The organism is Actinomadura atramentaria DSM 43919 (assembly GCF_000381885.1).
Lineage (GTDB): Bacteria > Actinomycetota > Actinomycetes > Streptosporangiales > Streptosporangiaceae > Spirillospora > Spirillospora atramentaria.
Map to the genome: position 1 here is coordinate 280979 of NZ_KB907208.1, position 25321 is coordinate 306299.

A 25321-nucleotide genomic window follows, 5' to 3' on the forward strand; every position below is an offset into this window, starting at 1 on the left:
CCGCCGCGGGGCGGCGCGCGTCCGACGGGTCAGCGGGCGCCGAGTTCGGCCCGGTACCGTTCGCAGGCCGCGTGGTCGGGCAGGAGCCCGGCGGCGCGGGCATCGGCGAGCGACGGCGCGGCCGCGTCCTTCGCCGACAGGACCGGCGCGACGTCGGCGGCCCACTCGATGCCGAGCGCGGGGTCGAGCGGGTCGATGCCGTGCTCGCGGCCCGGCGCGTACGGCGCGGAGCACAGGTAGACGACGGTGGCGTCGTCGGTCAGCGCCTGGAAGGCGTGGCCGAGGCCCTCCGCGAGGTAGACGCAGTCGCGGTTGTCCTCGTCGAGCCGGGCGACGGCGTGCTCGCCGAACGTCGGCGAGCCGACGCGCAGGTCGACGGCCACGTCGAGGATCGCGCCGCGCACGCAGCTCACGTACTTGGCCTGGCCGGGCGGGACGTCGGCGAAGTGGACGCCGCGCACGACGCCCCGGGCCGACACCGAGCAGTTGGCCTGCGCGAGGCCGAACCGGTGCCCGATCCGCTCCCGCAGGGCGTCGCCCTGGAACCACTCGTGGAAGGACCCCCGGTTATCGCCGTGGACACGGGGAGAGAACAGGAACGCGCCGTCGACGCTGAGCGGGATCACGAGCGCAAGAATGCCACAAGCCGCGTCGCGGGACGTCTTCGGCGATTCCCGGCCGGTGCCCGCCGCGGCCGGGCCGCGTGCGCGGCGGCGGCCGCCGCGCTGCTCGCCGTCGCGGCCGGGGCGTCGCCCGCCCTGGCCGCGCCCGTGCGACCGCCCGTGCGACAGCCCGTGCCGTTGACCGCGCCGGGAGTCGCGCCGACGCCGGGCGGGACGAGCCCGCGGTCCACGCCGACCGCCCCGGGCACGCCCGCGCCGACGACGACGCCGTCGGTGGCCGCGTCGTTCCGGCCCGCCGACCCCCGCGTGCGGGGCCTGGCCGGGATCGCGCCGAGCGTCGGGCACGACGGCGTGTGGTGGGCCCTCGCCGGGACGGCGGGCGCGCCACGGCTGTACGCCCTCGGCCCGGATGGCCGCACCCGCGCCGTCTACGCGCTGTCCGGCGTCCCCGCCGGGGTCGCGCTGGACGCCCTGACCGCCGCCCGCGACGACGCGCGCGGCCCGCGCCTTTACCTGGCCGACCTCAGCCAGCCGCGCGGCACGATCGGGATGTACGAGGTCGTCGAGCCCACCGCGCTGAAGAGCGGCACGCTGCCCGTCCGCAAGCGCACGGTGCGGTACCCCGACGGCGCGCACGCCGCCGGGACGCTGCTGTCGGACCCGCGCGACGGGCGCGTCTACGTCCTGGCGCGGACGGCCCGCGCCACCGCCCTGTACGCGCTGCCGGGCGCGCTCGGCCCGCAGGTCAACGACCTCACCCGGATGCGCGTCCTGGCGTTCCGGGCGCTCGGCGCGGGAATGACCGCGCAGGGCCGCGTCGTGCTGCGCACGGCCGCCGACGTGCGGGTCCTGGCGAGCGTGCGCGGCGACGTCGAGCACGTGCTGCGGGTCCGGGTCCCGGCGGCGCACTTCGCTCTGGACGCGGCCGGGGAGCGCGCGGTCTTCGCGAGCGCGGGCGCGCGGCCGGTGTTCCGGTCCGTGGCGCTCCCCGCGGCCGCGGGCGGCGACGCGCCGGTCCGCCCCGACGGGGGCACCGGCCGGCCGGTGCCCGTCCCGGGCCGCCCGGCGCTGCCCGGCGGGCCGCTCGGCACCGCCGCGCTCGGCGGGCTCGCGCTGCTAGGCGCGCTGAGCCTGGGACTCGGGCTGCGGAACCGGCGGCGCGTCCGGCGGCGGCACTGACGGGACGACCGACGGGAGCGCGGCCGCCGCGTCGCGCCGCATCACCTCGGTCCAGGCGATGAGAATCATCAGCCAGATGCCCGACACGTTGGCGGGCGCGGCGAGTCCCTCGGTGGTGATGCCGTCCACGAGGAAGAACGCGAGGATGCCGAGCGCGGTGCCCGCGTCGGCGCGCAGGTCGATCCGCCGGACCAGCAGGAGCAGCACCACGGCGAGCGTCAGCAGCAGGGCGCTGAACACGACCGCGCCGACGACGCCGTCGTCGACCAGGACGTTGATGAAGGCGTTGTGGCCGCCGCCGAGGCCGATCTCCTCCAGGAACAGGCCGCGCGACGCCCCGAGGCCCCGGCCGAAGATCGGCTCCTCGCTGAACGCGTTGAGCGCGAGCGTCCACAGGTCCGTCCGGGAGTTGAGCGAGGCGAGCTGCTGCGCGCTCTCGCCGCGCGTCGCGAACGCCATGATCTTGTCGGAGAACGCCAGGACGCCCAGCGCGCTCACGGCCGCCCCGACGATGAGCACGTCGACCCGGCCGCGCGGCCCGCGCGCCGTGGCGAGCAGGACGGCGATCCCGGCGACCGCGCCCATCGCCGCGCCGCGCGTGCCCGTCATCACCAGCGCGCCCGACAGCACCGCGAGCGCCCCGACGTACACCAGCGGGTGCCACAGGCGGTCGCGCGGCGTCGTCCAGCGGACGAGGTACCCGACGACGAGCAGGATCGCGATGCCGAGGTACACGCCCGCGATGACCGGGTGGACGAACAGCCAGTTGAAGCGGTCCTGGGTGTGCTTGGTGCGCGGGAACGGGTGCGCGATCCCGATCCCCACGGAGATGACGACGATGACGATGAACGCGTGCGCGAGCCGCCGCAGGTCGGCGCGGGTGGCGCGGGTCGCGACGAAGTGCGCGACGGTCATCGTGATGAGGAGCTGCGCCCCGCGCACCGCGCCGAGGGCCTTGAACGGCGACCACAGCGACGACATCGCCAGGTACAGCGCGAACATCCAGCCCGCGAAGAGCAGGCCGGTGATGCGCCGCCGGGGGAGCCGGAAGCCGAACCGCCAGCCGAGGTACAGCAGCGCCGCGCCGTAGACCGCGATCTCGACCAGGACGGTGAGGTCGGCGCTGCCGCCGACGGCGTCGTCGATGTCGCGGCTGCGGAGCTTGTAGTCGCTGGCGAGCATGAGGGCGAGCGGCAGCACGTACGCCCACCAGCCCGCCGACGGCGCGGGGGGCCGGCGGCGCGGGAACACGCCGGAAACTTTCATGGTGGTCTCCTGGCTGGGGGCGGCCCGACCAGGATAGGCGCGGCGCGCCCCCCGCGCCGCCCGGTCCGGGCCGCGCGTCAGGACAGCCAGGCGCCGATCCGCCGGGTGCCCGCGGGCTTGCCGACGAGGCGGGCGACGTCCTCGGGCAGCGGCCGCGCGGCCTTGGCGTTCGCCTTCGCCCAGGCGTCCGGGCCGTCGTCCGGAGCGGCGGAGTCCTCGGCGCGGCCGGCGCGCTCCTGGCCGGTGCCGGAGCGGAAGGCGGCGAGCGTGTCGAACGACTCGGGCCGACCGGGCTTGGTCGGCCAGAGCACCGCGGCGGCGGGCCGGTTGACGCTGCGGCGGACGTACACGTTGCCGTCCAGCGCGAGGTCCATGTCGCCGCCGCCGCGCCGCCCCGTGGCGTCCTCGACGCACAGCAGGCACGGCGCGCCGTCGCGGGGGACGGCCAGCAGGTTGTCGCTCATGTCGACGCCGCCGAGCCGCCAGGTCATGTCCGGGTCGGGGTAGTCGCGGCGCGGGTCGCGGCCGGGAGTGGACGGGTCGTCCGGGCTGCGCGGGTCCTGGACCAGGTGGACGGTGCGCTGGTTCCCGACGAACGTGTTGTTCCAGATCTTCACGTTCGCCGTGTTGTTGACCTTCAGGCCGGTGCCGCCGTTGTCGCGCACGAGGTTGTTCGCGACGACCGCCGCCGCGCTCAGCTCCAGCGAGATCCCGTGGTCGGCGTTGCCCGCGATGCGGTCGCCGGTGATCGTGATGCCGTCCACCGACTCGTCGAGCCAGACGCCCTTGCCGAGGTTGTCGAGCATCGCGCCGTCGGTGACGCGGACGTCGCGGGACCGCGTGACCTTGATGCCGCCCGACACCGGCGAGTACTTGAAGTGCTCCAGATTGTTGCGGGTGGCGAGCACCCGGTCCAGGACGAGGTCGTCGGCCTGGTTGGCGTGGACGCCGAGGAGGCCGTTGCGCGTGGTGGTGAGGTGTTCGACGCGCGCGCCGGAGGACAGCACGCTGAGGCCGGTCGTCGCGCAGTCGGTGACGGCGACGTTCTCGATCCGCACGTCCTTCGCGGCAACCTTCACGGCGCCGAGCTGCGGCAGCGAGGTCGCGTAGCGCCGGACGCCGACGCCCCGCAGCACCGAGCCGTCGCTGCGGACGGTGACCGCCTCGTCGAGCGTGCTCGCCCGGACGTCCCGGCCGCGCGGGTCCGAGCCGAGGTAGAGGCGCTGCGCGGCCTCGTCCACGTAGAACGTTCCGCCGCGCACGCCGTCGCGGGAGCCGACCTGCCGCTGGGCGACGCCGTCGATCCACACCTGGTCGGGGTGGGCGGCCATCGGGTGCTTGGGGGACACGAAACTGAAGTCGGGGTCCGGGTCGGCCGGGGCGCCCTTGGTGTAGCTCGGGCTGTGGTCGAACCTGGCGGTCCAGCCGTCGCGGACCCACGCGCCGTCCTCGGCGCGCCAGTCGCCGACGGGCGAGCTGCCGTCGAGCCAGACCGCCTCGCCGGGGTAGGACTGGACGGTCAGCCGCTTGCCCGCGGGGAGCTCGACCGTCTCGTGGTACGTGCCGCCGCGCAGGACGATCGTCGCGCCGTCCGTCGCGGCGTCGACGGCGCGGTTGAGCGTGGCGACCGGCGCGTCGAGCGTGCCCTTGGCGTTGTCGTCGCCGCTGGGCGATACCACGACGGCGTCGCGCGGGACCTTGTAGTCGGTGGTGCCGATCTTCGCGGCGCCGACGCCGCGCGGGGCCGGGCGGCCGGACGCGGCGGTGAACGACGCGACCCCGCCGTCGGGGAGGTTCCAGGCGACGGCTCCCACTCCGGTGAGGCCGACGACCGCCGCCGAGGACACCGCCAGCGCGCGTCGCGCGGTCCACCGCATAGCCACCCCCGGGTCGGGACCGTCGGCCGGACGGCCGTTCAGGTCTTGGGAAAAATACCCAGTTCACTCATTGGCGGACCACCGGCACCACTGACCTGTTCCGGTCGTCTTGCGTATCAGGGGAGTTAGGCGTGTATCGCGCCCGTGAAGACGGCGGTCCGGTGCTTGGCGTCGAACGCGACCTTGAGCGTCACGGACTTGTAGCCGCTGGCCGGGAGGTCGAACGCGTAGGACGCGCTCTTCTTCGCGCCGGGGGCGACGGTCCCGTAGAAGTCGTTGAGGTTGGCGTAGGACGTCGGGCTCGCCTGCGCGCCCTTCGGCCCGTACCGCGCGAGGACGCGGACCTTGTTGAGGTCGAGGGTGCTCGACGAGCCGTTGGTGAACCGCAGCGTGAAGATGGTGAGCGTCCTGCCGGTCACCTCGCCGGGCCCGGTGGCGCGGTTGCGGACGTGCCGGACGTCCACGACCGCGACCGAGACCTTGTCGTCGTAGGTCACCGGCCGCCGCAGCCCGGTCGACTTCAGCGCCTCCGACCCGGGCGCCGCCGTGACCTCGGACTCCGGCTGCTCGCTGGGCGCCGGGGGAGGCTTGGGCTTGGCCTCCTTCTTGTCGCTGCCGCAGCCGGACAGCGCGAGCGCGAGCGCGAGCGTCGCCGCCGCCGCGGCGCGGAGCGCGGTCGGGCGGGAACCGGAGTGCGGCATGCGTGTCTCTTCTCGGTCGGGGGTGGTGCGCCCGGAACGTCCGGTGACCGGACGGTGCGTCGGGGATCGTCCGTCAGTCTAGACATCGGCGGGTCGGCGTGACGGCCGGAAACACCGGTTCGTCGCCGTCGTGTCGCGGGATCGGGTGAATTGGCCGGTTCAGGCATCCGCTGGGTCGCTGACCTCGCCTCGGTTACCCTTTTTTTACTTCCGTGACCGGTGGGGTCCGGAAGTCTGGATTGTCTAGGGGTACACCACTCGTGAGAGCACATCCGACGCGTGCCCGCCGTGCATCCGCGCGCAGCGTCGTACCTCCCTCCGCCCTCTTCTCGCTCCGGCGCCGCGGCGCCGCCCTGCTCACCGCGATCGTCACCGCGCTGGCCTGCGTGTCCGCCCTCCCGACGGCCCCGGCCGCCGCGGACACCGATCCCCCCGCCGGCACCCCCGCCACGGTGACCGCCGATCCGCTGCCGACGTGGCAGGTCAACGGCGTGGTGTGGAGCATGGTCACCGTCGGCACCACGGTCTACGCGACCGGGAACTTCACCAAGGCGCGCCCGCCGGGCGTCGCCGAGGGCGGTGCGGGCGAGGTCGACCGGCAGAACATCCTCGCGTTCGACCTGACGACGGGCGACCTCGTCCAGTCGTTCGACCACTCGCTGAACGGCCAGGGGTTGCGCATCGTCGCCTCGCCGGACGGCTCGCGCGTGTACGTCGGCGGTGAGTTCACGGCCGTGGACGGGCAGCCGCGCAGCCGGGTCGCCGCGTTCGACACCGCGACCGGCGCGCTGGTGCCGTCGTTCGCGCCGGTCGTGTCTAACAAGGTCCGGGCCATCGCCGCGACGAACTCGACCGTCTACCTCGGCGGCAACTTCTTCAACGTCAACGGCAACTCGCGGACCCGCCTCGCCGCGGTGAACGCCTCGGACGGCTCCAACGTCAACACCTGGCGGCCCACCGCCGACGACGACGAGGTCTTCGCGCTCGCCGTCGCGCCCGGCGGCACGCGGGTCATCGTCGGCGGCCGGTTCCAGTCCCTGAACAGCGAGACCCATGTCGGCGTCGCCGCCGTGGACGCGACCAACGGCGGCACGGCGACCTGGACGAGCACGCCGATCCCCGCGAAGCAGGGTTCGAACTTCTCCTACGTCACCGACCTCCAGGTCGTCGGCGACACCGTCTACGGCGCGGCCGACGGCGAGGGCGGGCACTGGTTCGACGGCCGGTTCGCGGCCAAGGCCGCCGACGGCGCGCTCGTGTGGATCGACAACTGCTACGGCGCGACCTACAGCCTGTTCGTGCAGGATCAGGCGCTCTACAGCGTCAGCCACGCGCACGACTGCTCGTCGCTCGGGGCCTACCCCGACCGGTCCCCGCAGCGCGCGCTCGCCGAGACGATCTACCCGACCGGGACCGACCACGCGCCGCCCGCGTCCAACAGCAGCTACAGCGGCCAGCCGATCCCGACGCTGCTCCACTGGTTCCCGACGCTCGCGATGGGCACGGTCACCGGGCAGTACCAGGCGGCGTGGGCCGTCACCGGCAACGACTCCTACGTCGCGATGGGCGGGGAGTTCCCGCGCGTCAACGGCAAGAACCAGCAGGGCCTCGTCCGCTTCGCGGTCAAGGCGCTCGCGCCGAACAAGTCCGGGCCGCAGGCCGCCGACCTCGCGACGCCGTCCGCGCAGAGCCTGCCGGGCGGGCGCGTCCGCGTCACGTGGCCGGCGACGTGGGACATGGACAACAACACGCTGCGCTACGACGTCCTGCGCGACGACGGCACGTCCCCGGTCGGGACGGTCACGCGCGGCTCGACGTTCTGGAGCCAGCCGAAGCTCGCGTTCGTCGACACGACCGCGCCGAGCGGCACCCACACCTACCGGGTGCGGGCGGTGGACCCGGCGGGCAACGCCGTGACGAGCGACCCGTCCAACGCGGTCGCGCCCGGCTCGGGCACGACGGTCACCGGGCCTTACCCGCCGGAGGTCCTCGCGAGCGGCGCCGAGTCCTACTGGCGGCTCGGCGAGTCCAGCGGGACGATCTACGACACGGCGGGCGGCAACGACGTCCAGCTCGCGTTCGGGACGACGCGCGGCCAGTCGGGCGCGCTCGCCGCCGGCGACGACGGAGCCGTGAAGTTCAACGGGACGGTCCTCGGCACCGGCATCAGCGGCAACGCTCCGACGCCCGGGAACTTCTCGGTGGAGGCGTGGGTGAAGACGACCTCGACCTCCGGCGGCAAGATCATCGGATACGGGAACTCGGGATCGGGCAACAGCTCGAACTACGACCGGCACCTCTACCTGACCAACAACGGCCGGGTCGTGTTCGGCGTCTACCCGAACACCGTCAAGACGATCACCAGTTCCACGGCCGTCAACAACGGGACGTGGCACCACATCGTCGGCACGCTCGACGGCACGGACGGCATGAAGCTGTTCGTCGACGGGCAGCAGGCCGCTGCGGACCCGTCCGTCACGAGCGCGCAGAGCTACAGCGGGCTGTGGCGGATCGGCGGCGACAACCTCAGCGGGTGGACCGACCGGCCGTCCAGCGACTACCTCAACGGCACGCTCGACGAGGTGGCCGTCTACCCGCGCGCGCTGACCGCCGCCGAGGTCGCCCGGCACTACGGGATCGGCAACGGGTCCATCGCGCCGAACCAGAGTCCGACGGCCGCGTTCACGTCGTCCTGCACGCAGCTCGCGTGCTCGTTCGACGGCACGGGATCGGCGGACCCGGACGGCACGCTCGCGTCCTACGCCTGGGACTTCGGCGACGGCGCGACCGGCACCGGCGCCCAGCCGGACCACACGTACGCGGCGGCCGGGACCTACACCGTCAAGCTGAAGGTCACCGACGACCAGAACGCCACCGACGAGGTCACGCACACGGTGACGGTCACGACGCCCTACCTGGCGAACGACGCGTTCGGCCGCACCGCCGCCGGCGGATTCGGCACGGCCGACGTCGGTGGGGCCTACACCGGGGTCGGCGACCTGGCCGGGTTGACGGTGTCGGACGGGGCCGGGCACATCGCGATGAGCGCGCCCACGGGCTCGTCCGGGGTCTACCTCAACGGGATCTCCGCCACGGCCGTCGACGCGCGGGTCGCGGTGTCGGTCGACAAGGAGGGCACCGGCAACGGGATCTACTACTGGCTCGCCGGCCGCCGCATCGCCGGGCAGGGCGACTACCGGGCGCGCGTGCGGTTCCGGCCGTCCGGCGTGGTGTCGCTCCAGCTCAGCCGCACCAACGCGTCGAACTCCGAGACGGTGATCGGCACGGAGCAGACGATCGCGGGGCTGACCTACACCCCCGGGACGCCGCTGCGCCTGCGCCTCAGCGTCAGCGGCACCTCGCCCACGACGCTGCGGGCCAAGGTGTGGGCGGACGGCTCCGCCGAGCCGGCCGGCTGGCAGCTCACCGAGACCGACGCCACCGACGGCCTCCAGGCCGCCGGGTCGGTCGGCATGCGCGCGTACCTGGCGGGCAGCGCCACGAACGCGCCCTGCACGGTCACGGTCGACGACCTGACGGTGACGGGCTGATCGCCTGACGGCGCGCGGGACCGCGCCCCGGAGTCCTCGCGACTCCGGGGCGCGGCCCGCCGCGCAACGCCCGTGCGGGAAAATTCCGCGCGGATTCAACGAAGATCCGGATGAATCGGATCGAGAGCACTAATATTCCCGCCGTGATGGCCGCGAGGGCCATGCCGGTTCAATGCAGGAGTGACCGATACGTGAACGCTCTCATCAACCGCAGGCGGTGGACCCTCCCCCTTGCCGCCGCGGCACTCGTCGCCGCGTCGCTGGCCCCGGCGATCCCCGCGGGCGCCGACACCGCCCCGCCGTCGGGCGTCCCCGCGACCGTCAGCGCCGATCCGCTGCCGACGTGGCAGGTCAACGGCGTGGTGTGGAGCATGGTCACCGTCGGGGACACGGTCTACGCGACCGGGAACTTCACCAAGGCCCGTCCGCCGGGCGTCGCCGAGGGCGGTGCGGGCGAGGTCGACCGGCAGAACATCCTCGCGTTCAGCCTGACCACCGGGAACCTCGTCACCTCCTTCCACCACGTGCTGAACGGCCAGGGGCTGCGCATCGTCGCCTCGCCGGACGGCAAGCGCGTGTACGTCGGCGGTGAGTTCACGGCCGTGGACGGGCAGCCGCGCAGCCGCGTGGCGGCGTTCGACACCGCGACGGGCGCGCTGGTGTCGTCGTTCGCGCCGGTCGTGTCCAACAAGGTCCGGGCCATCGCCGCGACGAACTCGACCGTCTACCTCGGCGGCAACTTCTTCAACGTCAACGGCAAGTCCCGGACCCGCCTCGCCGCGGTGAAGGCGGCCGACGGCTCCAACGTCGACACCTGGCGGCCCACCGCCGACGACGACGAGGTCTTCGCGCTGGCCGCCGTGCCCGGCAGCGACCGCGTCCTGGTCGGCGGCCGGTTCCAGAAGCTGAACGGCGCGACGCACGTCGGGATCGGCGCGGTGGACGCGACCAACGGCGGCAGCCTGACGTGGAAGAGCACGCCGATCCCGGCGAAGAAGAGCAGCAAGGAGTTCTCCTACGTCACCGACCTGCAGATCGTCGGCGACACGGTGTTCGCCGCCGCGGACGGAGAGGGCGGCCACTGGTTCGACGGCCGGTTCACCGCCAAGACCTCCGACGGCTCCCTGATCTGGCTCGACAACTGCTACGGCGCGACGTACAGCATCTTCCCGCAGGGCGACGCGGTCTACAGCGTCAACCACGCGCACGACTGCACCTCGCTCGGCGCGTTCGGGCAGCAGGACCCGGTGTTCTACCAGCGCGCCATCGCCGAGACCGTCAAGGCCACCGGCACCGACAAGGGCGCGCCCGGCACCAACAGCACCTACTCCAAGCAGCCGATCCCGTCGCTGCTCCACTGGTTCCCGTCGCTGGCGATGGGCACGTTCACCAAGCAGTACCAGGCGGCGTGGGCCATCACGGGCAACGACGGCTACCTGGCGCTCGGCGGCGAGTTCCCGCGCGTGAACGGCAAGAACCAGCAGGGCCTCGTCCGGTTCGCGCTGAAGAACAGGGCGCCGAACAAGACCGGCCCGGCGGCCCCGGCCGCGCCGAAGGCGGCCAAGCAGTTCCTGTCCACCAAGATCAAGGTCACCTGGACCGCGACCTGGGACATGGACAACAACGCGCTGACCTACGAGATCCTGCGCGACGGGACGGTCATCGGCACGACCACGGCGAAGTCCGCGTTCTGGACCAAGCCGTCGCTGAGCTACACCGACAGCTCGGCCCCGAAGGGCAAGCACACCTACAAGATCCGGGTGAAGGACGCCTTCGGGAACACCGCGACCAGCGCCGCCTCCAACCAGGTGACCCGCTGACGCACCGCCCGCGGGCGACGCCCGCCGCGACGCGAACGCGCCCCCGGTCCGCGGACCGGGGGCGCGTTCGCGCGTCGGAGGCGGCTCAGCCCTTCCGGCGGACGGTCCGCCGGGTCAGCCGCCGCGCCGCCAGGTCCTCGCACAGCCGCTCGTAGGCCGCCGCGACGTCGTCCCACACGTATCGCTCCGCCGCGCGGTCGCGCGCCGCGACGCCGCGTTTGGCCGCGCCGTCCGGGTCCGCCTCGGCGGCCTCGATCTCGCGCGCCAGGGACTCGGCGTCGCCGAAGAACCGGCCCGCCTCCTCGCCCAGCACCTCCCGGTTGAAGTTCACGTCGTAGGCGACGACGGGCGCGCCCGCGCCCATCGCACGCAGCAGCGACGGGTTCGTGCCGCCCACCGAGTGGCCGTGCAGGTAGGTGAGCGCGCCCGCGTAGAAGGCGTCGAGAAGGTCCTGGTCCCAGACGCTGCCGAGGAACGTGATGCGCGGATCGTCGCCCGCGAGCGCCTTCACCCTGTCGGTGTACTCGTCGGCGTAGGGGGCCGCGCCGACGACGACGAGCGGCAGCTCCGCCCCGCTGCGCCGGTACCCCTCCACCTTGAGGTGCAGATGGTTCTCCGGCTCGAAGCGCGCGACGACCAGGTGGAAGCCGCGCGGCCGGTAACCGGCTTCGGCCAGTTTCGCCGTGTCGGGCTCGCGCAGGATCGGGGCGCCGTACGGGATGAACACCGAGTTCGCGTCGAACCGCTCGCGGTAGTAGTCCTGGATGCCGGTGGCGTCGGCGATGAGGGCGTCCGACCAGCGCACGGCGAGCGACTCGGCCGTCTGGTAGTACCGCTGGCCCGCGCCGCTCCACTTCGTGCGCTTCCACTCCAGGCCGTCCACGTGCGTCGCGACGGGAATCCGCAGCGTGCGCAGCACCGGCAGCAGCGGCGCGTTCGCGGCGTTGAAGACGATCGCGGCGTCCGGTCGGCGGAACGCCGCGTGCAGCACCGACAGGCCCGTGTGGCTCAGCGTCTCGGCGACCTTCCGGCGCACGGCGGGCAGGTGGACGAGCCGCATCCCCAGGTACTCGCGCTCCGGGTGGCGCTCGCCCCGGCAGTAGACCGTCACCCGGTGACCGCCTGCGGCCAGCCGCCGCCCGATCTCCTCGACCGCGGTCTCGAATCCGCCGTAACGTGCCGGAACCCCGCGAGTCCCTATCATGGCGATGCGCACCGAGGCCCCCTGTTGCGTTGTTCGTCTGCTGTCGGACTCAGCACAGGCTAGGGGCTCCCGAAGCACTGCGTCTCGGCCGCAATCGGGAGTTAATCTAAGGACCGCGCGAAACTGGTATCCAAGAGACGGATCGCCAGGAGAACAGGGGGCGCCGTGGAGGACCGAGATCCGAGACCGTGCGTGGTGCTGGCCCACCCGTCACCCGACCTCTACGGCTCCGACCGGATGCTGATCGAGTCGGTCCGGGCGCTGGCGCCGCACTGGCGGGTCCTCGTCACGCTGCCCGCCGACGGACCGCTCGCCCCGGTCCTGCGCGACGCGGGGGCCGAGGTCGTCCTCCTCGACGTCCCGGTGCTGCGCAAGGCGTACCTGACGCCGGTCGGCCTCCTGCGGCTGGCCGCCGCCGCGGTGCGGGCGCTGCCCGCCGCCCGGCGGCTCCTGCGCGCCAACCGGGCCGCGGCCGTGTACGTCAACACCGTCACGATCCCGCTGTGGTTCGTCGCGGCGCGGCTCGCGCGCGTCCCGGCGCTGTGCCACGTCCACGAGGCCGAGGACGGCGTGCCGGGGGTCGTCCGCGCCGCGCTCGGGCTCCCGCTGCGGCTCGCCCGGTCCGTCGTGGTGAACAGCCGGGCCAGCGCGGCGGCGCTCGGCGGCGCGGGACGCCGGGCGACGATCGTCTACAACGGCGTCGCCGGGCCGGACGAGGACGTCCCCGACGCCCCCGCCGAACCGCACCGGCCCGCGCGGCTCGTGCTCGTCGGGCGGCTCTCGCCGCGCAAGGGGTCCGACACCGCGGTCGCCGCCGTCCGGCTGCTGCGCGAACGCGGGTACGATGCGTCCTTGACCCTGGTCGGTAGCGTTTTCCCGGGCTACGAGTGGTTCGAGGAGCGGCTGCGGTCCGAGGCCGGCGACGAGGTCGCGTTCGCCGGGTTCCGCTCGTCGGTGTGGGACTCGTTCGCCGCGGCCGACATCGCGCTCGTCCCCTCCCGGGTCGAGCCCTTCGGGAACGTGGCCGTCGAGGCCATGCTCGCGGGGCGGCCCGTGGTCGCGAGCGCGACGCAGGGACTCACCGAGATCGTGCGCGACGGCGACAACGGCGTCCTCGTCCGCCCCGACGACCCGGCCGCCCTCGCCGACGGCGTGGCGCGGCTGCTGGACGACTGGGACGGCGCGCTGGCGATGGCCAAGCGCGCCCGCGCGGACGCCCGCGACAGGTTCGGCCTGCCGCGCTACCACCGGGAACTGCGCGACGCCGTCGGCGGAATCGCCGGCGCCCCCCACACGAGGATGCGGAGCACCTGATGACAGCACCGACCTCCGCTCCGGCGACGCCGGAGATCAGTCTGGTCGAGGCCGTGCTGCGGTACCGCCTGATGTCGGTCGGCATCGTGGTGGCGACCGTGCTGGCCGCCGTCGCCGCCACCCAGATCCTCTTCGGGGGCGCGACCGCGACCGCGCGCTTCGCCGTCACCGACCCGACGAACAACAACAACGTCCTGCGGATGGGCGTCGTGTCCGGGCCCGGGTTCGCGACGTTCACCGCGCAGCGCGCCGCGTTCGCGGGCTCCGCGCCGGTCCTGGCCCGCGCGGCGGCGATCCTGAAGGCCAAGCACGGGGTGGACCTGACGCCGAGCCAGCTCCGCGGCCGGGTGCAGACCTCCACCAAGACCGACGGCGGCGTCGTCGTCGTGACCGCCAAGGGCGCGAACATGGTCGAGGCCGCCGCCATCGCGAACGCGGCCGTCCAGGCGTACCGCGAGGTCACGGTCTCGACGAACATCGCCCGACTCGACGACCAGATCAAGAACCTCCAGGCGCTGGAGCGCAAGGCCACGCAGGACATGGAGACCGCGACACCCGGCAGCCGCGCCTACCGGCTCCTGACGGCGAACCTCGCCAAGCTGCAGAGCGAGGAGAGCGGGCTGCTCACCGCCAAGGGCAAGACCAACGACGGCCTGCAGTTCGTCGACAGCGCCGACCCGACGGCCCCCGCGCCGAGCAAGCTCCCGCAGAACGGCGTGATCGGCGTCGCGGTCGGCGTGATCCTCGCGTGCGTGGTCGCGTTCCTGCGCGCCTCCGCGCCGGGGCGGAACAGCCGCAGGGCCACGCCGCGACCTGTCGGCGGTTCGGACCCGGCGACCCCGGCCGACCCGCCGCTCGCGGACCCGCTGCTCGTCGACCCGCCGTCCGTCGAGCCCCCGCGGCCCGCGCCCCGCCCCGCCCGGCCGGACCGCCGGGGCCGCCGGGCCGCGCCGATGCCCGACCTCGACCCGGACGTGGAGCGGGTGATCCAGCGCGCCGCGCACTCGTTCTCCCAGCGCCGCGACGCCGCGGAGTCCGGCACGCGCGAGAGCGGCCCGCAGCGCGTCGAGCCGCGCGTCGAGGCGGTCGGGGAGGCCGTCGGCGACCTCCCGCGCGCGTCGGGGGAGTCGGCGGTCAACGGTTGGGGTGGCTCGCCCGCCGTGCCCGCCGCCCCCGCCGACGACGAGACCGCGCGCGACGACGACGCGAAGACCCCGCCGCGGCTCGGCGGCGACCCGACCAAGACCGCCGAGGACGACTTCTTCCCGCAGCTCCCCGAAGACCAGCCGCACCACGCGCACGCGGGCCGCCGGTCCCGCGGCAAGCGCGGCGCGCGGACGTCCGGGGCGCACGAGACGCCGAGCCTGATCAAGTTCAACCTGGACTCGTGAGCCGCCGCGACCCCCGCGAGCTCGCCGCGAAGGCCGGGCGGCTGCTCGCCTCGGCCGGGGGCGCGGTCGCCGTCCAGTTCGTGACGGCGGGCGGCAGCCTCGTCGTGCAGGCCCTCGCCGCGCGCACGCTCGGCGCGGACGGCTACGGCGCGTACGCGCTGTATTTCGCCGTCCTGGTGATGATCACGGCGGTGCAGACGAGCTTCGTCGGCGACACGCTCACCGTCTTCGACCGGTTCGACCCGAAGGTGCGCGGCGCGCTGGTGCTCGCGGTCGGCGGCACGATGCTCGTCGGCGCGGCGGTCGGCTCGGCGGTCGTGGCCGCGATGGGGCGGGCGGACCCCGCCGAGGCGGCGGTCTTCGCGCTGCTGGTGGCACTGTGGCTGCTGAACGAGACCGGGCGGCGGGTCTTCACGGCGCGCATGGAGTTCTGGCGGCTGACGCTCAACGACGCCTGCTACCTGCTGGTGACGTTGTCCGCGCTCGGCGCGCTGCTGGGCTTCGGCGCGGACGCGTCGGTGCTGCTCGTCCTCGCGGCGATGTGCGTGGGCTGCGCGGCGTCGATCGTCCTCGCCCGGCTGCGGCTGCCCGCCGAGGAGTACGCGCTCGCCCCGGTGCGCGGCGCGGCGATCCGCGAGATCGCCGGGTTCGCCTGGTGGCGGTCGGTGCAGGCGGGCATCCGGCCGGGCGCGCTGCTGGTGGCGCGGCTGATGGTCGCGGGGCTGGCCTCCACGGCGGCGCTCGCCGCCGTGGAGGCGTCCCGGCTGCTGCTCGCGCCCGCGATGACGTTCGTCAACGGCGCGGGCTGGTTCCTGCTGGGCGACTTCGCCAAGGCCGAGCGCGCCGGGCGGCCGATGCGGGCCGTCCAGGCGGTGCGGGGCTGCGCGCTGATGGCGGGCGTCGCGCTGGTGATGAGCGCGGCGGGGATCGCGCTCGGCGGGTTGCTCGGCCCGGTGGTGACGGGCGGGTCGTTCGACATCGACCGGACGGCCCTGTTCGGCTGGGGCGTCTACGCGGTGTGCTTCGCCTGCACGCTGCCGTTGGCGAGCCTGGCGACGGCGCGCAAGCGGTCGCGGTCGGTGTTCGCGATCCGGGGCGTGGAGAGCGCCGTGGGGCTGCTGGTGCTGCTGGGCCTGCTCGTGGCGGACGGCGGCAACGCCTCGCTCGTCCCGTACTGCCTGGGCAGTGGCGGGCTGGTGTCGGCCGCGCTGCTGTGGCGGATGCTGCGCCGCGGCGATCCGGTGGCGGACGCTGCCCCGACCGAGGCGCGTCCGGCGGCGGAGCCCGCCGCCGACGACGTGCCCGCCGTGGGCTGACCGGACCCGGTCAGCCCGTGCGGACCGGGTCCTCGGTGCGGTCCGGGGTCGGGGCGGGGGTGCGGCGGCGGCCCGCCAGCCAGACGCCCGTCGCGCCCGCGGCGAGGGCGACCAGGGTCCAGGCGAGGGGTGTGACGGCCAGGCCGAACATCTTCAGGGCCGACGCGACCAGCACGAACGCCAGCACGCGGCGGATCAGCCCGCCCGGCGCGCGCGAGGAGATCTTGGAGCCGAGGTAGACGCCCGGGACCGACCCGACGAGCAGCGCCGCGGTCACGTCCATCTGGAAGTCGCCGAACAGCAGGTGGCCGAGGGCGGCCGAGAACACCAGCGGGACGGCCTGCAGCAGGTCGGTCCCGACGAGCTGGTTGGCGCGCAGCGTCGGGTACAGCGCGAGCAGCGCGACGATGATCAGCGACCCGGACCCGACCGAGGTCAGGCCGACGACGAGCCCCCCGACGACGCCGACGAGCAGCGTCGGAACGGGCCGGATCGCGACCGGCCCGGCGGGCTCGGCGGACTCGGCGGACGAGGACAGCGCGGCGTCCCGGCGCCGCGCCTGAATCCCGCGCACGACGAGCCCGGCGGCCGCCAGCAGCAGCGCGACGCCCATCGCGACCGAGATGACGTCCTCGACGCCCGACCCGTGCCCGAGCGCGCGGGCGAGCAGCACCCCGCAGAACGCGGCGGGCACCGACCCGCCGCACAGCCAGCCGACGAGCCGCAGGTCGATGGTCCCCTGCCGGTAGTGGACGAAGCTGCCCACGGGCTTCATGACGGCCGCGGCGACCAGGTCGCTGGAGACGGCCGCGAGCGGGCTGACGCCGAAGAACGTCACGAGCATCGGCGTCATCAGCGCGCCGCCGCCCATTCCGGTGAGGCCGACGACGACGGCGACGAGGAACGAGCCCAGCGCCATCGTCCAATCGAAGTCCATCCGTATGACCTACCAGCTAGCTAGGGAACACCCGCCGACCAGGGTAGGCGACGCCCCCGCCGACAATCCAGGCGGGCCGGTAGGAAAACCCCGGAAGGGTTAGGAAGGTCGCACCCAGCCGCCCTCGACCAGCAGCGACAGCACCCGGTCCACGGCCTCGTCTGCGGTCAGGTCGGTGGTGTCGAGGGTCAGCGCGGCGTCGTCCGGGACCTCGTACGGGTCGGACACACCGGTGAACTCCGGGATGATCCCGGCACGCGCCTTGGCGTACAGGCCCTTGCGGTCCCGCCGCTCGCACTCCGCCAGCGGCGTCGCGACGTGGACGAGCAGGAAGTCGCCCACCGCCTCGACCATCGAGCGGACCTCCGCGCGCGTCGCCGCGTACGGCGCGATCGGCGCGCAGATCGCCACGCCGCCGTGCCGGGTGACCTCGGCGGCGACGTACCCGATCCGGCGGATGTTGAGGTCCCGGTCCGCGCGCGAGAACGTCAGACCCGCCGACAGCAGGCGGCGCACGACGTCGCCGTCCAGCAGCGTCACGTTGCGGCCGTCGCGTTCCACCAGCGCGTCGGCCAGGCCGCGCGCCACCGTCGACTTGCCCGACCCCGACAGCCCGGTGAAGAACACGGTGAGGCCGCGCAGGTGCTTGGGCGGCCGGGCGACGGCCAGCTCGGCGGCGACGGCGGGCGGCGTGAACCAGTCGGGGATCGGCTCGCCCCGGTCCAGCAGCTCGCCGAGGCGCTCGGGCGTCAGCTCGGCCTGGACGTGGTCGGGGTCGATGCGGGCGACGGGCCGCCAGACCTCCACGTCCGCGTCGTAGCCCCACGGCTCGGGGACGACGACGGGGATCGCCGTGCCCTCCACGCCCTGCTCCGCGAGCAGGTGCGTCGCGCCGTACGCGGCGGCGACGTGCGAGCGCAGCAGGACGTCGCGGTCCCCGCCCGGCTCGGTCCCCGGCCGGGGCGGCAGCGGCAGCGGGACGATCCGCGCGCCCTCCGGCAGCTCCCGGCGGACGGCCAGCAGCGCCCGCACCAGCGCCTCGTCGTGCTCGCCGCCGAGCAGCGGCAGCACCAGCACGGCCGCGCCGAGCTGCTCGGCGACCTGCCGGAGCTGGCCGAGCTGCTTGCGGTGCAGCGGCTCGCGCGTCGCGACGGCCAGCAGCGGGCCCGCGACGGGCTCCAGCTCGTCGGGCCGCCGCCGCAGCCGGTGGAACGGTCCGTGCGCGGGCGCGCGCAGCGCCTCGACGGGCCCCGCGAGCCGCGTCGCGCCGGACGTCGGGTCCTGCCACGACTCGGTGACGGTCAGCACCGCCAGCGGCACCCCCTCGGGGTCCTGCAGGACGAGCCGCTCGTGCCCGACGAGGTCGGCGGGGACGCCGAGGGTGACCGGCACCGGCCACGGCGTCCCGTCCGCGAGCCGCCCGCCCGCGATGACCATCGCCGCGTCGAACGCGCCGAGGAACCCGCCGAGCGGCGCGTACGCGCCGGACAGCAGCAGGTCCAGATCGGCCAGCTCCACCGGGTCGGGCGTCCAGGTGGGCAGGTCGCGCAGCATGTCGGGCAGGCCGGCTTCGGCGGTCACCGCGTTCTCCGATCCCGTCCGGGCGTGCCGGGCGGTTCCAGGTCGGTATGGGGTTTCGGCAGAAAAATACCGAGCCGCAGCGGCGGAGCGCACGTCGGGCCGAGCCGCGGCGGGGTCGCGCCGGTCGGCGCCGGGCCGCCGGGTGCCTGGCCGGACACGGTCCCTCAGGGTAATCGCCCGGATGCGCACCGTCTGCTCTTTTCCCGGTTCTTGGGAGAAGTCGTCCTCTCCCGAGAGGGTCCGGGGCCGTGGAACGTATCGGGTCGTCCGTTACATGACGTGCGTAAAGAGCTGCTAGCGTACGGTCGATCCACCACCCGGTACAAAGGCGCGCGCGTTGCGGCAAGGGGAGCGCATGCAAGGTGTGATCGGCTTTTCGTTCGGTTCGTTCGACCTCTTCCACGTGGGTCACCTCGATCTGCTCCGCCGGGCCGCCGCCCGGTGCGACCGGCTGGTCGTCGGCGTCCTGGACGACCGGCTCGCCGCCGGTCGGCGGGGCTCCGCGCCGATCGTCCCGCTGATCGAGCGGCTGGAGATCGTCGCCGAGGTCGCCTGCGTCGCCGAGGCGGTCGCGCTGGCCGACGCCGACCTGCTCGCCGCGCACGCGGCCGTGGGATTCCACGCGGTGTTCGCGGGCGGTCCCGACGCGCCCGTGTCGGCGGCCGCCGAGCGCGCGCTGTCGGCCGCGGGCGTCCGGGTGGTGCGCTTCGACGATCTCGCCGCGACCGCCAGTCCGGTGCTGCGCTCGGCGCTGGACGGCGGCGTCGGCGCGGGTGAGGGCAGGAGTTCGGTGGCATGAGCGCGCCCGTCCACGAGGAGGACCGCGCCGGCGGCCCCCCGGCCCCGCCGCGGGGCTTCCGCGCGGCGCTCGCCCGGCTCGCGGGCGCGCAGAAGAGCGCCAAGGGCGCCCCGGCGTACTCGCGGTTCGTCAACCGCAGGCTCGGCCGATTCCTGGCCGCCGCGTCCTACACCGCCGGGCTGACGCCCAACCAGGTCACCGGGATCAGCGCGTGCTTCACGTTCGCGGGCGTCGCGCTGATCGCCCTGGCCGCCCCCGCGCCGTGGGTCGGGATCGCGGTGTGCCTAGCGCTCGTCGTCGGCTACGCCTTCGACTCCGCCGACGGGCAGCTCGCCCGGCTCCGCGGCGGCGGCTCGCCCGCCGGCGAGTACCTGGACCACATGGTCGACAGCCTCAAGATCTCGGCGCTGCACGGCGCGGTGCTGATCTCCTTCTACCGCTTCTTCGACCTCGACCACGCGGCCTACCTGCTGATCCCGCTCGGGTTCACCGTCGTCGCGGCCGTGATGTTCTTCGGCATGATCCTCAAGGACCTGCTGGCCCGCGCGCACCGCGCCCGGACCGGCACGGCCGTGCCGCCCGCCGCCGCGCCGTCGACCCTGCGGTCGCTGCTCGTCGTCCCGACCGACTACGGGCTGCTGTGCGCGTCGTTCCTGCTGCTCGGCTGGCCGAAGGTCTTCCTGCCGGTCTACGCGCTGATCTTCGCGGGGAACCTGCTTTTCCTGCTGGCCGCGTCCGTCAAGTGGTTCCGCGAGGTCGGGGCGCTCGGGCGGCCGGAGGGCGGCGCGTGACCGCCCCCGACGGCGTCGTCGGGTACGTGCCCGGCGCGTTCGACATGTTCCACATCGGGCACCTCAACATCCTGCGGCGCGCCCGCACCCAGTGCGACCGCCTGATCGCGGGCGTCGTCACCGACGAGGTCCTGGTCCGGGCGAAGGGCCGCCCGCCGATCGTCCCGCACGCCGAGCGGCTGGCGGTCGTCGGCGGGATGGGCTGCGTGGACGAGGTCGTCACCGACGTGTCCAGCGACAAGGTCGTCATGTGGCGGCGGCTCGGCTTCGACGTCCTGTTCAAGGGCGACGACTGGAAGGGCACCGAGAAGGGTGACCGGCTGGAGCGCGACCTCGGCGCGGTCGGCGTCCGCGTCCTGTACTTCCCCTACACCGTCCACACGTCGAGCAGCGCGCTGCGCCAGCTCATCACCGGCCGCTCCTGACCGCTTCCGACCGACGGCCGGAAGCGGCCATCCGGCGTCAGATGAGCCGGGCGAAGCGGTTCTCGGGTTTGCGGATGACGAGGGCGACGTCGGTGTGGGCGGCGGTGAGGCGGCCCCGGGAGCAGGCCGCGACGGCGCGGCACAGGCCGGAGACCGCGCCGGCGCCCGCGCCGAGCGTGGCGAGGGTGTCGCGGGACGTGCGCTCCTCGGCGATCACCAGGCCGCGCATGACGCAGTACCACTGCATGCCCTGCCGGGACGCGACGCGCTCGTAGTGGCCCGCGGGCGGCGGGACGGGCCGGTCGTCCGGCCAGCTCGGCAGCCGCGCCGCCAGGCCGAGCGGGAGCCGCCGGTCCAGGAACCCGAACGCGCTGTCGCGGTCGCGCAGCCGCAGCAGCAGCAGCCCGCCGGGCCGCAGCGCCGCCACGAAGCGGTCCAGGACGAGTTCGGCGTGCGGCACCCGTTCGATGAGGTAGGGCGCGTGGACGATGTCGAACGCGCGCGGCGGCAGCGGCGCGGTCCGCAGGTCGCCCAGATGCCACGCCGACAGGTCGGTGCGGGACCGGACGTGCGCGCGCGCCGCCGGGGTGTCGAGGTCGATGCCGGTGACCTGGTGTCCCGCCCCGCCCTCCGGCGGCCCGAGGCACAGCCCGCCGCCCCAGCCGCACCCGGCCTCCAGGATGTGCAGCCGGTCGTTCGGCCGGTCGGCCGCGTACTGGCGGGCGCGTTCGGTGAACAGGTCGCCGTCGCTGTCCGATCGGAGTTCGGTCACAACCTCGCAGCGTAACCAATCGACTGCGGAGTGTCCGCTATTTACCGCTTCTCGTGTCGGTCCGTGTCGGTCGGCGCGCGCCGGTCGGGCTGGGCCGCGGGGCACCTCGCGCGGGCGCGTAGGCTGGAGTCCTACCAGCCGGGCCGCGTCAGGTTTCCGGTTTCTCGTGCTGCGTTCCGGCGGCGCGTTCTTCTCCGCGATGGTTGGGGCTGCGGGAGCGGATGACTCTTTCTGGACTTGTTGACGTCGCGTGTTCCGATCCCGGGCTGAGCCGTGCCCTGACCGATCTGCGCGCCGAGACCGAGATCGTCGCGCCGCCGTCGCTGTGGCCGGTGCTGGCCGCGGCGCTGGCGCGGGCGGCGGGCGACGGCGTCGTGCTGGCGGTCACCGCGACGGGCCGGGAGGCCGAGGACCTGGCCGCCGCGCTGACGAGCCTGCTGGAGCCGGGCCGCGTCGCGCACTTCCCGTCGTGGGAGACGCTGCCGCACGAGAAGCTGTCGCCGCGCTCGGACACCGTCGGGCAGCGGCTGGCGGTGCTGCGCCGCCTCGCGCACCCCGACGCGCCCGACCTGGCCGACGCGGGCGAGGGCCGGGGCGGGTCGCTGGACGTCGTCGTCACGCCGGTCCGCGCGGTGCTGCAACCGCTGGTGGCGGGGCTGGCCGACCTGGAGCCGGTCCGGCTGCGGCAGGGCGGCGCCGCCGACCTCGACGACACCGTCCGCCGCCTGGTGGACGCCGGGTACCACCGGGTGGACCTGGTCGAGAAGCGCGGCGAGATCGCCGTGCGCGGCGGCATCCTGGACGTGTTCCCGCCCACCGAGGAACACCCGCTGCGCGTGGAGTTCTGGGGCGACGACGTCGAGGAGATCCGCTACTTCAAGGCCGCCGACCAGCGGTCCCTGGAGGTCGCCGCCGGCGGGCTGTGGGCGCCGCCGTGCCGGGAGCTGCCGCTGACGCCGACCGTCCGCGAGCGCGCCCGGCTGCTCGCCGAGGAGCACCCGGCGCTCGCGGAGATCCTCGGCCGCATCGCGGACGGCGACACCGTCGAGGGCATGGAGGCGTTCTCGCCCGTCCTCGCCGAGCGCATGGAGCTGCTGACCGACCTGCTGCCGAAGGGGTCGGCGCTGCTGGTGTGCGAGCCGGAGCGCATCCGGTCCCGCGCCGTCGAGCTCGTCCGCACCAGCCAGGAGTTCCTGGAGGCGAGCTGGGTGACGGCCGCGGCGGGCGGCGAGGCCCCGATCGACCTCGGCGCTGCGGCGTTCCGCTCGCTGGAGGAAGTCCAGGAGCACACCGCCGAACTGGGGCTGCCGCGCTGGACGGCCACCACGCTGAACCCCGGCGAGGACGCGCTGCGCCTGGACGTGCGCACCGCCGACGCCTACCGGGGCGACACCGGCCGCGTCATGCCCGACCTCAAGGGCTGGATCGACGGCGGCTGGCGCATCGTGCTCGTCACGCCCGGCGCGGGACCGGCGGGACGGCTCGTCCAGCTCGTCTCCGAGGCGGGGATCGGCGCGACGCTCGCGGACGTCGACGGGGAGCCGCGCCCGTCCGTCGTGAACGTCACCACGGGCCTGCTGGAGAACGGGTTCGTCTGGGACTCGCTGAAACTCGCCGTCCTCACCGAGGCGGACCTGTCCGGTCAGCGGTCGTCCACCAAGGACGCGCGGCGGATGCCGTCGCGGCGGCGCGGCGGCATCGACCCGCTGCGGCTCACGCCGGGCGACTACGTCGTCCACGAGCAGCACGGCGTCGGCCGGTACGTGGAGATGGTCAGCCGCACCGTGCAGGGCGCGACGCGCGAGTACCTGATCCTGGAGTACGCGCGCGGCGACCGGCTGTTCGTCCCCACCGACCAGCTCGAGGAGCTGACCCGGTACGTCGGCGGGGAGGCCCCGAGCCTGCACCGGCTCGGCGGCGCGGACTGGCAGAAGGCCAAGTCCAAGGCCCGCCGCGCCGTCCGGCAGATCGCCGGGGAGCTGATCCGGCTGTACTCGGCGCGGATGGCCAGCCCCGGGCACGCGTTCGCGCCGGACACACCGTGGCAGCGGGAGCTGGAGGACGCGTTCCCGTACGTGGAGACGCCCGACCAGCTCGCCGCGATCGACGAGGTCAAGGCCGACATGGAGAAGCCCGTCCCGATGGACCGGCTGATCTGCGGCGACGTCGGCTACGGCAAGACCGAGATCGCGGTGCGGGCGGCGTTCAAAGCCGTGCAGGACGGCTCGCAGGTCGCCGTGCTCGTCCCGACGACGCTGCTCGTCCAGCAGCACCTGTCGACGTTCGCGGAGCGGTTCGGCGCGTTCCCGGTGGCGGTGAAGCCGATCAGCCGGTTCCAGACGGACGCCGAGATCAACGAGACGCTGCGCGGCCTGGCCGACGGCACGGTGGACGTCGTGGTCGGCACGCACCGCATCCTGTCGGCGCAGACGCGGTTCAAGAACCTCGGCCTGGTGATCATCGACGAGGAGCAGCGGTTCGGCGTCGAGCACAAGGAGGAGCTGAAGCGGCTGCGCACGCAGGTGGACGTGCTGGCGATGTCGGCGACGCCGATCCCGCGCACGCTGGAGATGGGCCTGACGGGCATCCGCGAGATGTCGACGATCCTCACGCCGCCGGAGGAACGGCACCCGGTGCTGACGTTCGTCGGCCCGTACGAGGACAAGCAGATCGCCGCCGCGATCCGGCGGGAGCTGCTGCGTGAGGGGCAGGTCTTCTTCGTCCACAACCGCGTCCGCTCGATTGACAAGGTCGCCGCGAACCTGGCCCGGCTCGTCCCCGAGGCGCGGATCGGCATCGCGCACGGGCAGATGAACGAGCACGAGCTGGAGAAGGTGATGGTCGACTTCTGGGAGAAGAACTACGACGTGCTCGTCGCCACGACGATCGTCGAGTCCGGCCTGGACGTCCCCAACGCCAACACCCTCATCGTGGACCGCGCCGACATGTACGGGCTGTCGCAGCTCCACCAGCTCCGGGGCCGCGTCGGGCGCGGCCGCGAGCGCGCGTACGCCTACTTCCTGTACCCGCCCGAGGCGCCGCTGACGGAGACCGCGCACGAGCGGCTGTCCACGCTCGCGCAGCACACCGAGGTCGGCGCGGGCATGTACGTCGCGATGAAGGACCTGGAGATCCGGGGCGCGGGCAACATCCTCGGCGCGGAGCAGTCCGGGCACGTCGCGGGCGTCGGGTTCGACCTGTACGTCCGGATGGTCGGCGAGGCGGTGCGGGAGCTCAAGGAGGGCGGCGGCCCCGCCGAGACCCCCGACACCAAGGTCGAGCTGCCCGTGGACGCGCACCTGCCGCACGAGTACGTGCCCGGCGAGCGGCTGCGCCTGGACGCCTACCGGCGGATCGCCGCGATCACCTCCGACGAGGAGATCACCGAGGTCCACGACGAGCTGAAGGACCGCTTCGGGCCGCTCCCGGTGCCCGTCCTGAACCTGCTGGAGGTCGCCCGGTTCCGGGCCCTCGCCCGCCGCGCCGGGCTCACCGAGGTCGCCCTCCAGGGGACGTTCGTGAAGTTCGCGCCGGTGGACCTGCCCGAGTCCCGGCAGGTGCGGCTCCAGCGGCTCTACCCCAAGAGCATCCTCAAGCCCGCCGCCGGGACGCTGCTGGTCCCCGCCCCGAAGACCGCGCCGCTCGGCGGGCGTCCGCTGCGCGACCAGGAGTTGCTGAAATGGGCGACGGACCTCGTCCAAGCCCTGTTCCTGGAACCCGCACGGGCTTAGGCTGGCGCCCGCTGATCACCACCTGCCGAGCAAGGAGTCACCC

Annotated in this window: 18 protein-coding genes; 10 read left to right on the forward strand and 8 right to left on the reverse strand. The window is 74.1% G+C overall.

Annotated features, from left to right (window positions below):
• Positions 1-29: 29 nt before the first annotated feature.
• Entirely contained in the window at positions 30-626 is a 597-nt protein-coding gene (gene rfbC, locus G339_RS0101295; protein WP_019629269.1) for a dTDP-4-dehydrorhamnose 3,5-epimerase, read from the reverse strand.
• Positions 627-800: 174 nt separating this feature from the next.
• Here rfbC and G339_RS0101300 point away from each other — a divergent pair, with 174 nt between their 5' ends.
• Positions 801-1802, forward strand: coding sequence for a hypothetical protein (locus G339_RS0101300; RefSeq protein WP_019629270.1), 1002 nt, complete (start codon positions 801-803; stop codon positions 1800-1802).
• On the opposite strand, the gene G339_RS32160 is transcribed toward G339_RS0101300, so the two are convergent.
• The 3 genes from G339_RS32160 to G339_RS0101315 all read right to left on the reverse strand — a co-directional run bounded on the left by G339_RS32160 (position 1740) and on the right by G339_RS0101315 (position 5646).
• A complete protein-coding gene (locus G339_RS32160) occupies positions 1740-3068 on the reverse strand; it encodes an O-antigen ligase family protein (RefSeq protein ID WP_084693063.1) in 1329 nt (442 codons plus the stop codon). The two genes, G339_RS0101300 and G339_RS32160, sit on opposite strands and share 63 nt — an antisense overlap.
• 77 nt (positions 3069-3145) lie before the next feature.
• On the reverse strand, positions 3146-4945 hold the full coding sequence (locus G339_RS32165; protein ID WP_019629272.1) for a right-handed parallel beta-helix repeat-containing protein: 1800 nt from the start codon (positions 4943-4945) through the stop codon (positions 3146-3148).
• 125 nt (positions 4946-5070) lie between these two features.
• Positions 5071-5646, reverse strand: a complete 576-nt coding sequence (locus G339_RS0101315; protein ID WP_019629273.1) for a hypothetical protein — start codon at positions 5644-5646, stop codon at positions 5071-5073.
• Between the two features lie 452 nt (positions 5647-6098).
• Here G339_RS0101315 and G339_RS40160 point away from each other — a divergent pair, with 452 nt between their 5' ends.
• Positions 6099-9197: a LamG-like jellyroll fold domain-containing protein gene (locus G339_RS40160; protein WP_157407232.1), complete on the forward strand. Its 3099-nt coding sequence runs from the start codon at positions 6099-6101 to the stop codon at positions 9195-9197.
• Between the two features lie 191 nt (positions 9198-9388).
• Entirely contained in the window at positions 9389-11017 is a 1629-nt protein-coding gene (locus tag G339_RS32175; RefSeq protein ID WP_019629275.1) for a PQQ-binding-like beta-propeller repeat protein, read from the forward strand.
• 85 nt (positions 11018-11102) lie between these two features.
• Here the strand turns inward: G339_RS32175 and G339_RS0101330 are convergent, their stop codons facing one another.
• Positions 11103-12221, reverse strand: coding sequence for a DUF1972 domain-containing protein (locus tag G339_RS0101330; protein ID WP_033322155.1), 1119 nt, complete (start codon positions 12219-12221; stop codon positions 11103-11105).
• Positions 12222-12386: 165 nt separating this feature from the next.
• Here G339_RS0101330 and G339_RS32180 point away from each other — a divergent pair, with 165 nt between their 5' ends.
• The 3 genes from G339_RS32180 to G339_RS32185 are packed head-to-tail and all read left to right on the forward strand — an operon-like array spanning position 12387 to position 16242.
• Positions 12387-13535 (forward strand): glycosyltransferase family 4 protein, encoded by a 1149-nt coding sequence (locus G339_RS32180; protein WP_205625465.1) that lies wholly within the window; start codon positions 12387-12389, stop codon positions 13533-13535.
• Complete coding sequence (locus G339_RS0101340; protein WP_026341043.1) at positions 13535-14926, forward strand: hypothetical protein; 1392 nt, start codon at positions 13535-13537, stop codon at positions 14924-14926. Before G339_RS32180 ends, G339_RS0101340 begins: the two co-directional genes overlap by 1 nt.
• Positions 14923-16242, forward strand: a complete 1320-nt coding sequence (locus G339_RS32185) for a lipopolysaccharide biosynthesis protein (protein ID WP_019629278.1) — start codon at positions 14923-14925, stop codon at positions 16240-16242. Before G339_RS0101340 ends, G339_RS32185 begins: the two co-directional genes overlap by 4 nt.
• Before the next feature lie 10 nt (positions 16243-16252).
• Here the strand turns inward: G339_RS32185 and G339_RS0101350 are convergent, their stop codons facing one another.
• A complete protein-coding gene (locus G339_RS0101350; protein WP_033322026.1) occupies positions 16253-17179 on the reverse strand; it encodes a sulfite exporter TauE/SafE family protein in 927 nt (308 codons plus the stop codon).
• Positions 17180-17278: 99 nt separating this feature from the next.
• Entirely contained in the window at positions 17279-18760 is a 1482-nt protein-coding gene (gene cysC, locus G339_RS0101355) for an adenylyl-sulfate kinase (protein ID WP_019629280.1), read from the reverse strand.
• 355 nt (positions 18761-19115) lie between these two features.
• Here cysC and G339_RS32190 point away from each other — a divergent pair, with 355 nt between their 5' ends.
• From G339_RS32190 to G339_RS0101370, 3 genes are read left to right on the forward strand one after another with little or no spacing between them, the layout of a single operon-like run.
• On the forward strand, positions 19116-19559 hold the full coding sequence (locus tag G339_RS32190; protein WP_051107749.1) for an adenylyltransferase/cytidyltransferase family protein: 444 nt from the start codon (positions 19116-19118) through the stop codon (positions 19557-19559).
• Positions 19556-20350: a CDP-alcohol phosphatidyltransferase family protein gene (locus G339_RS0101365; protein WP_019629282.1), complete on the forward strand. Its 795-nt coding sequence runs from the start codon at positions 19556-19558 to the stop codon at positions 20348-20350. The genes G339_RS32190 and G339_RS0101365 overlap by 4 nt, the downstream gene beginning before the upstream one ends.
• On the forward strand, positions 20347-20775 hold the full coding sequence (locus G339_RS0101370) for an FAD synthase family protein (protein WP_019629283.1): 429 nt from the start codon (positions 20347-20349) through the stop codon (positions 20773-20775). The genes G339_RS0101365 and G339_RS0101370 overlap by 4 nt, the downstream gene beginning before the upstream one ends.
• A gap of 37 nt (positions 20776-20812) precedes the next feature.
• Here G339_RS0101370 and G339_RS40765 read toward each other — a convergent pair whose 3' ends face one another.
• The gene (locus tag G339_RS40765) at positions 20813-21547 is read right to left on the reverse strand and encodes a methyltransferase domain-containing protein (RefSeq protein WP_019629284.1); all 735 of its coding nucleotides are present in this window, start codon (positions 21545-21547) and stop codon (positions 20813-20815) included.
• 221 nt (positions 21548-21768) lie between these two features.
• Here G339_RS40765 and mfd point away from each other — a divergent pair, with 221 nt between their 5' ends.
• Entirely contained in the window at positions 21769-25278 is a 3510-nt protein-coding gene (gene mfd, locus G339_RS0101380; protein ID WP_026341044.1) for a transcription-repair coupling factor, read from the forward strand.
• Positions 25279-25321: the final 43 nt, after the last annotated feature.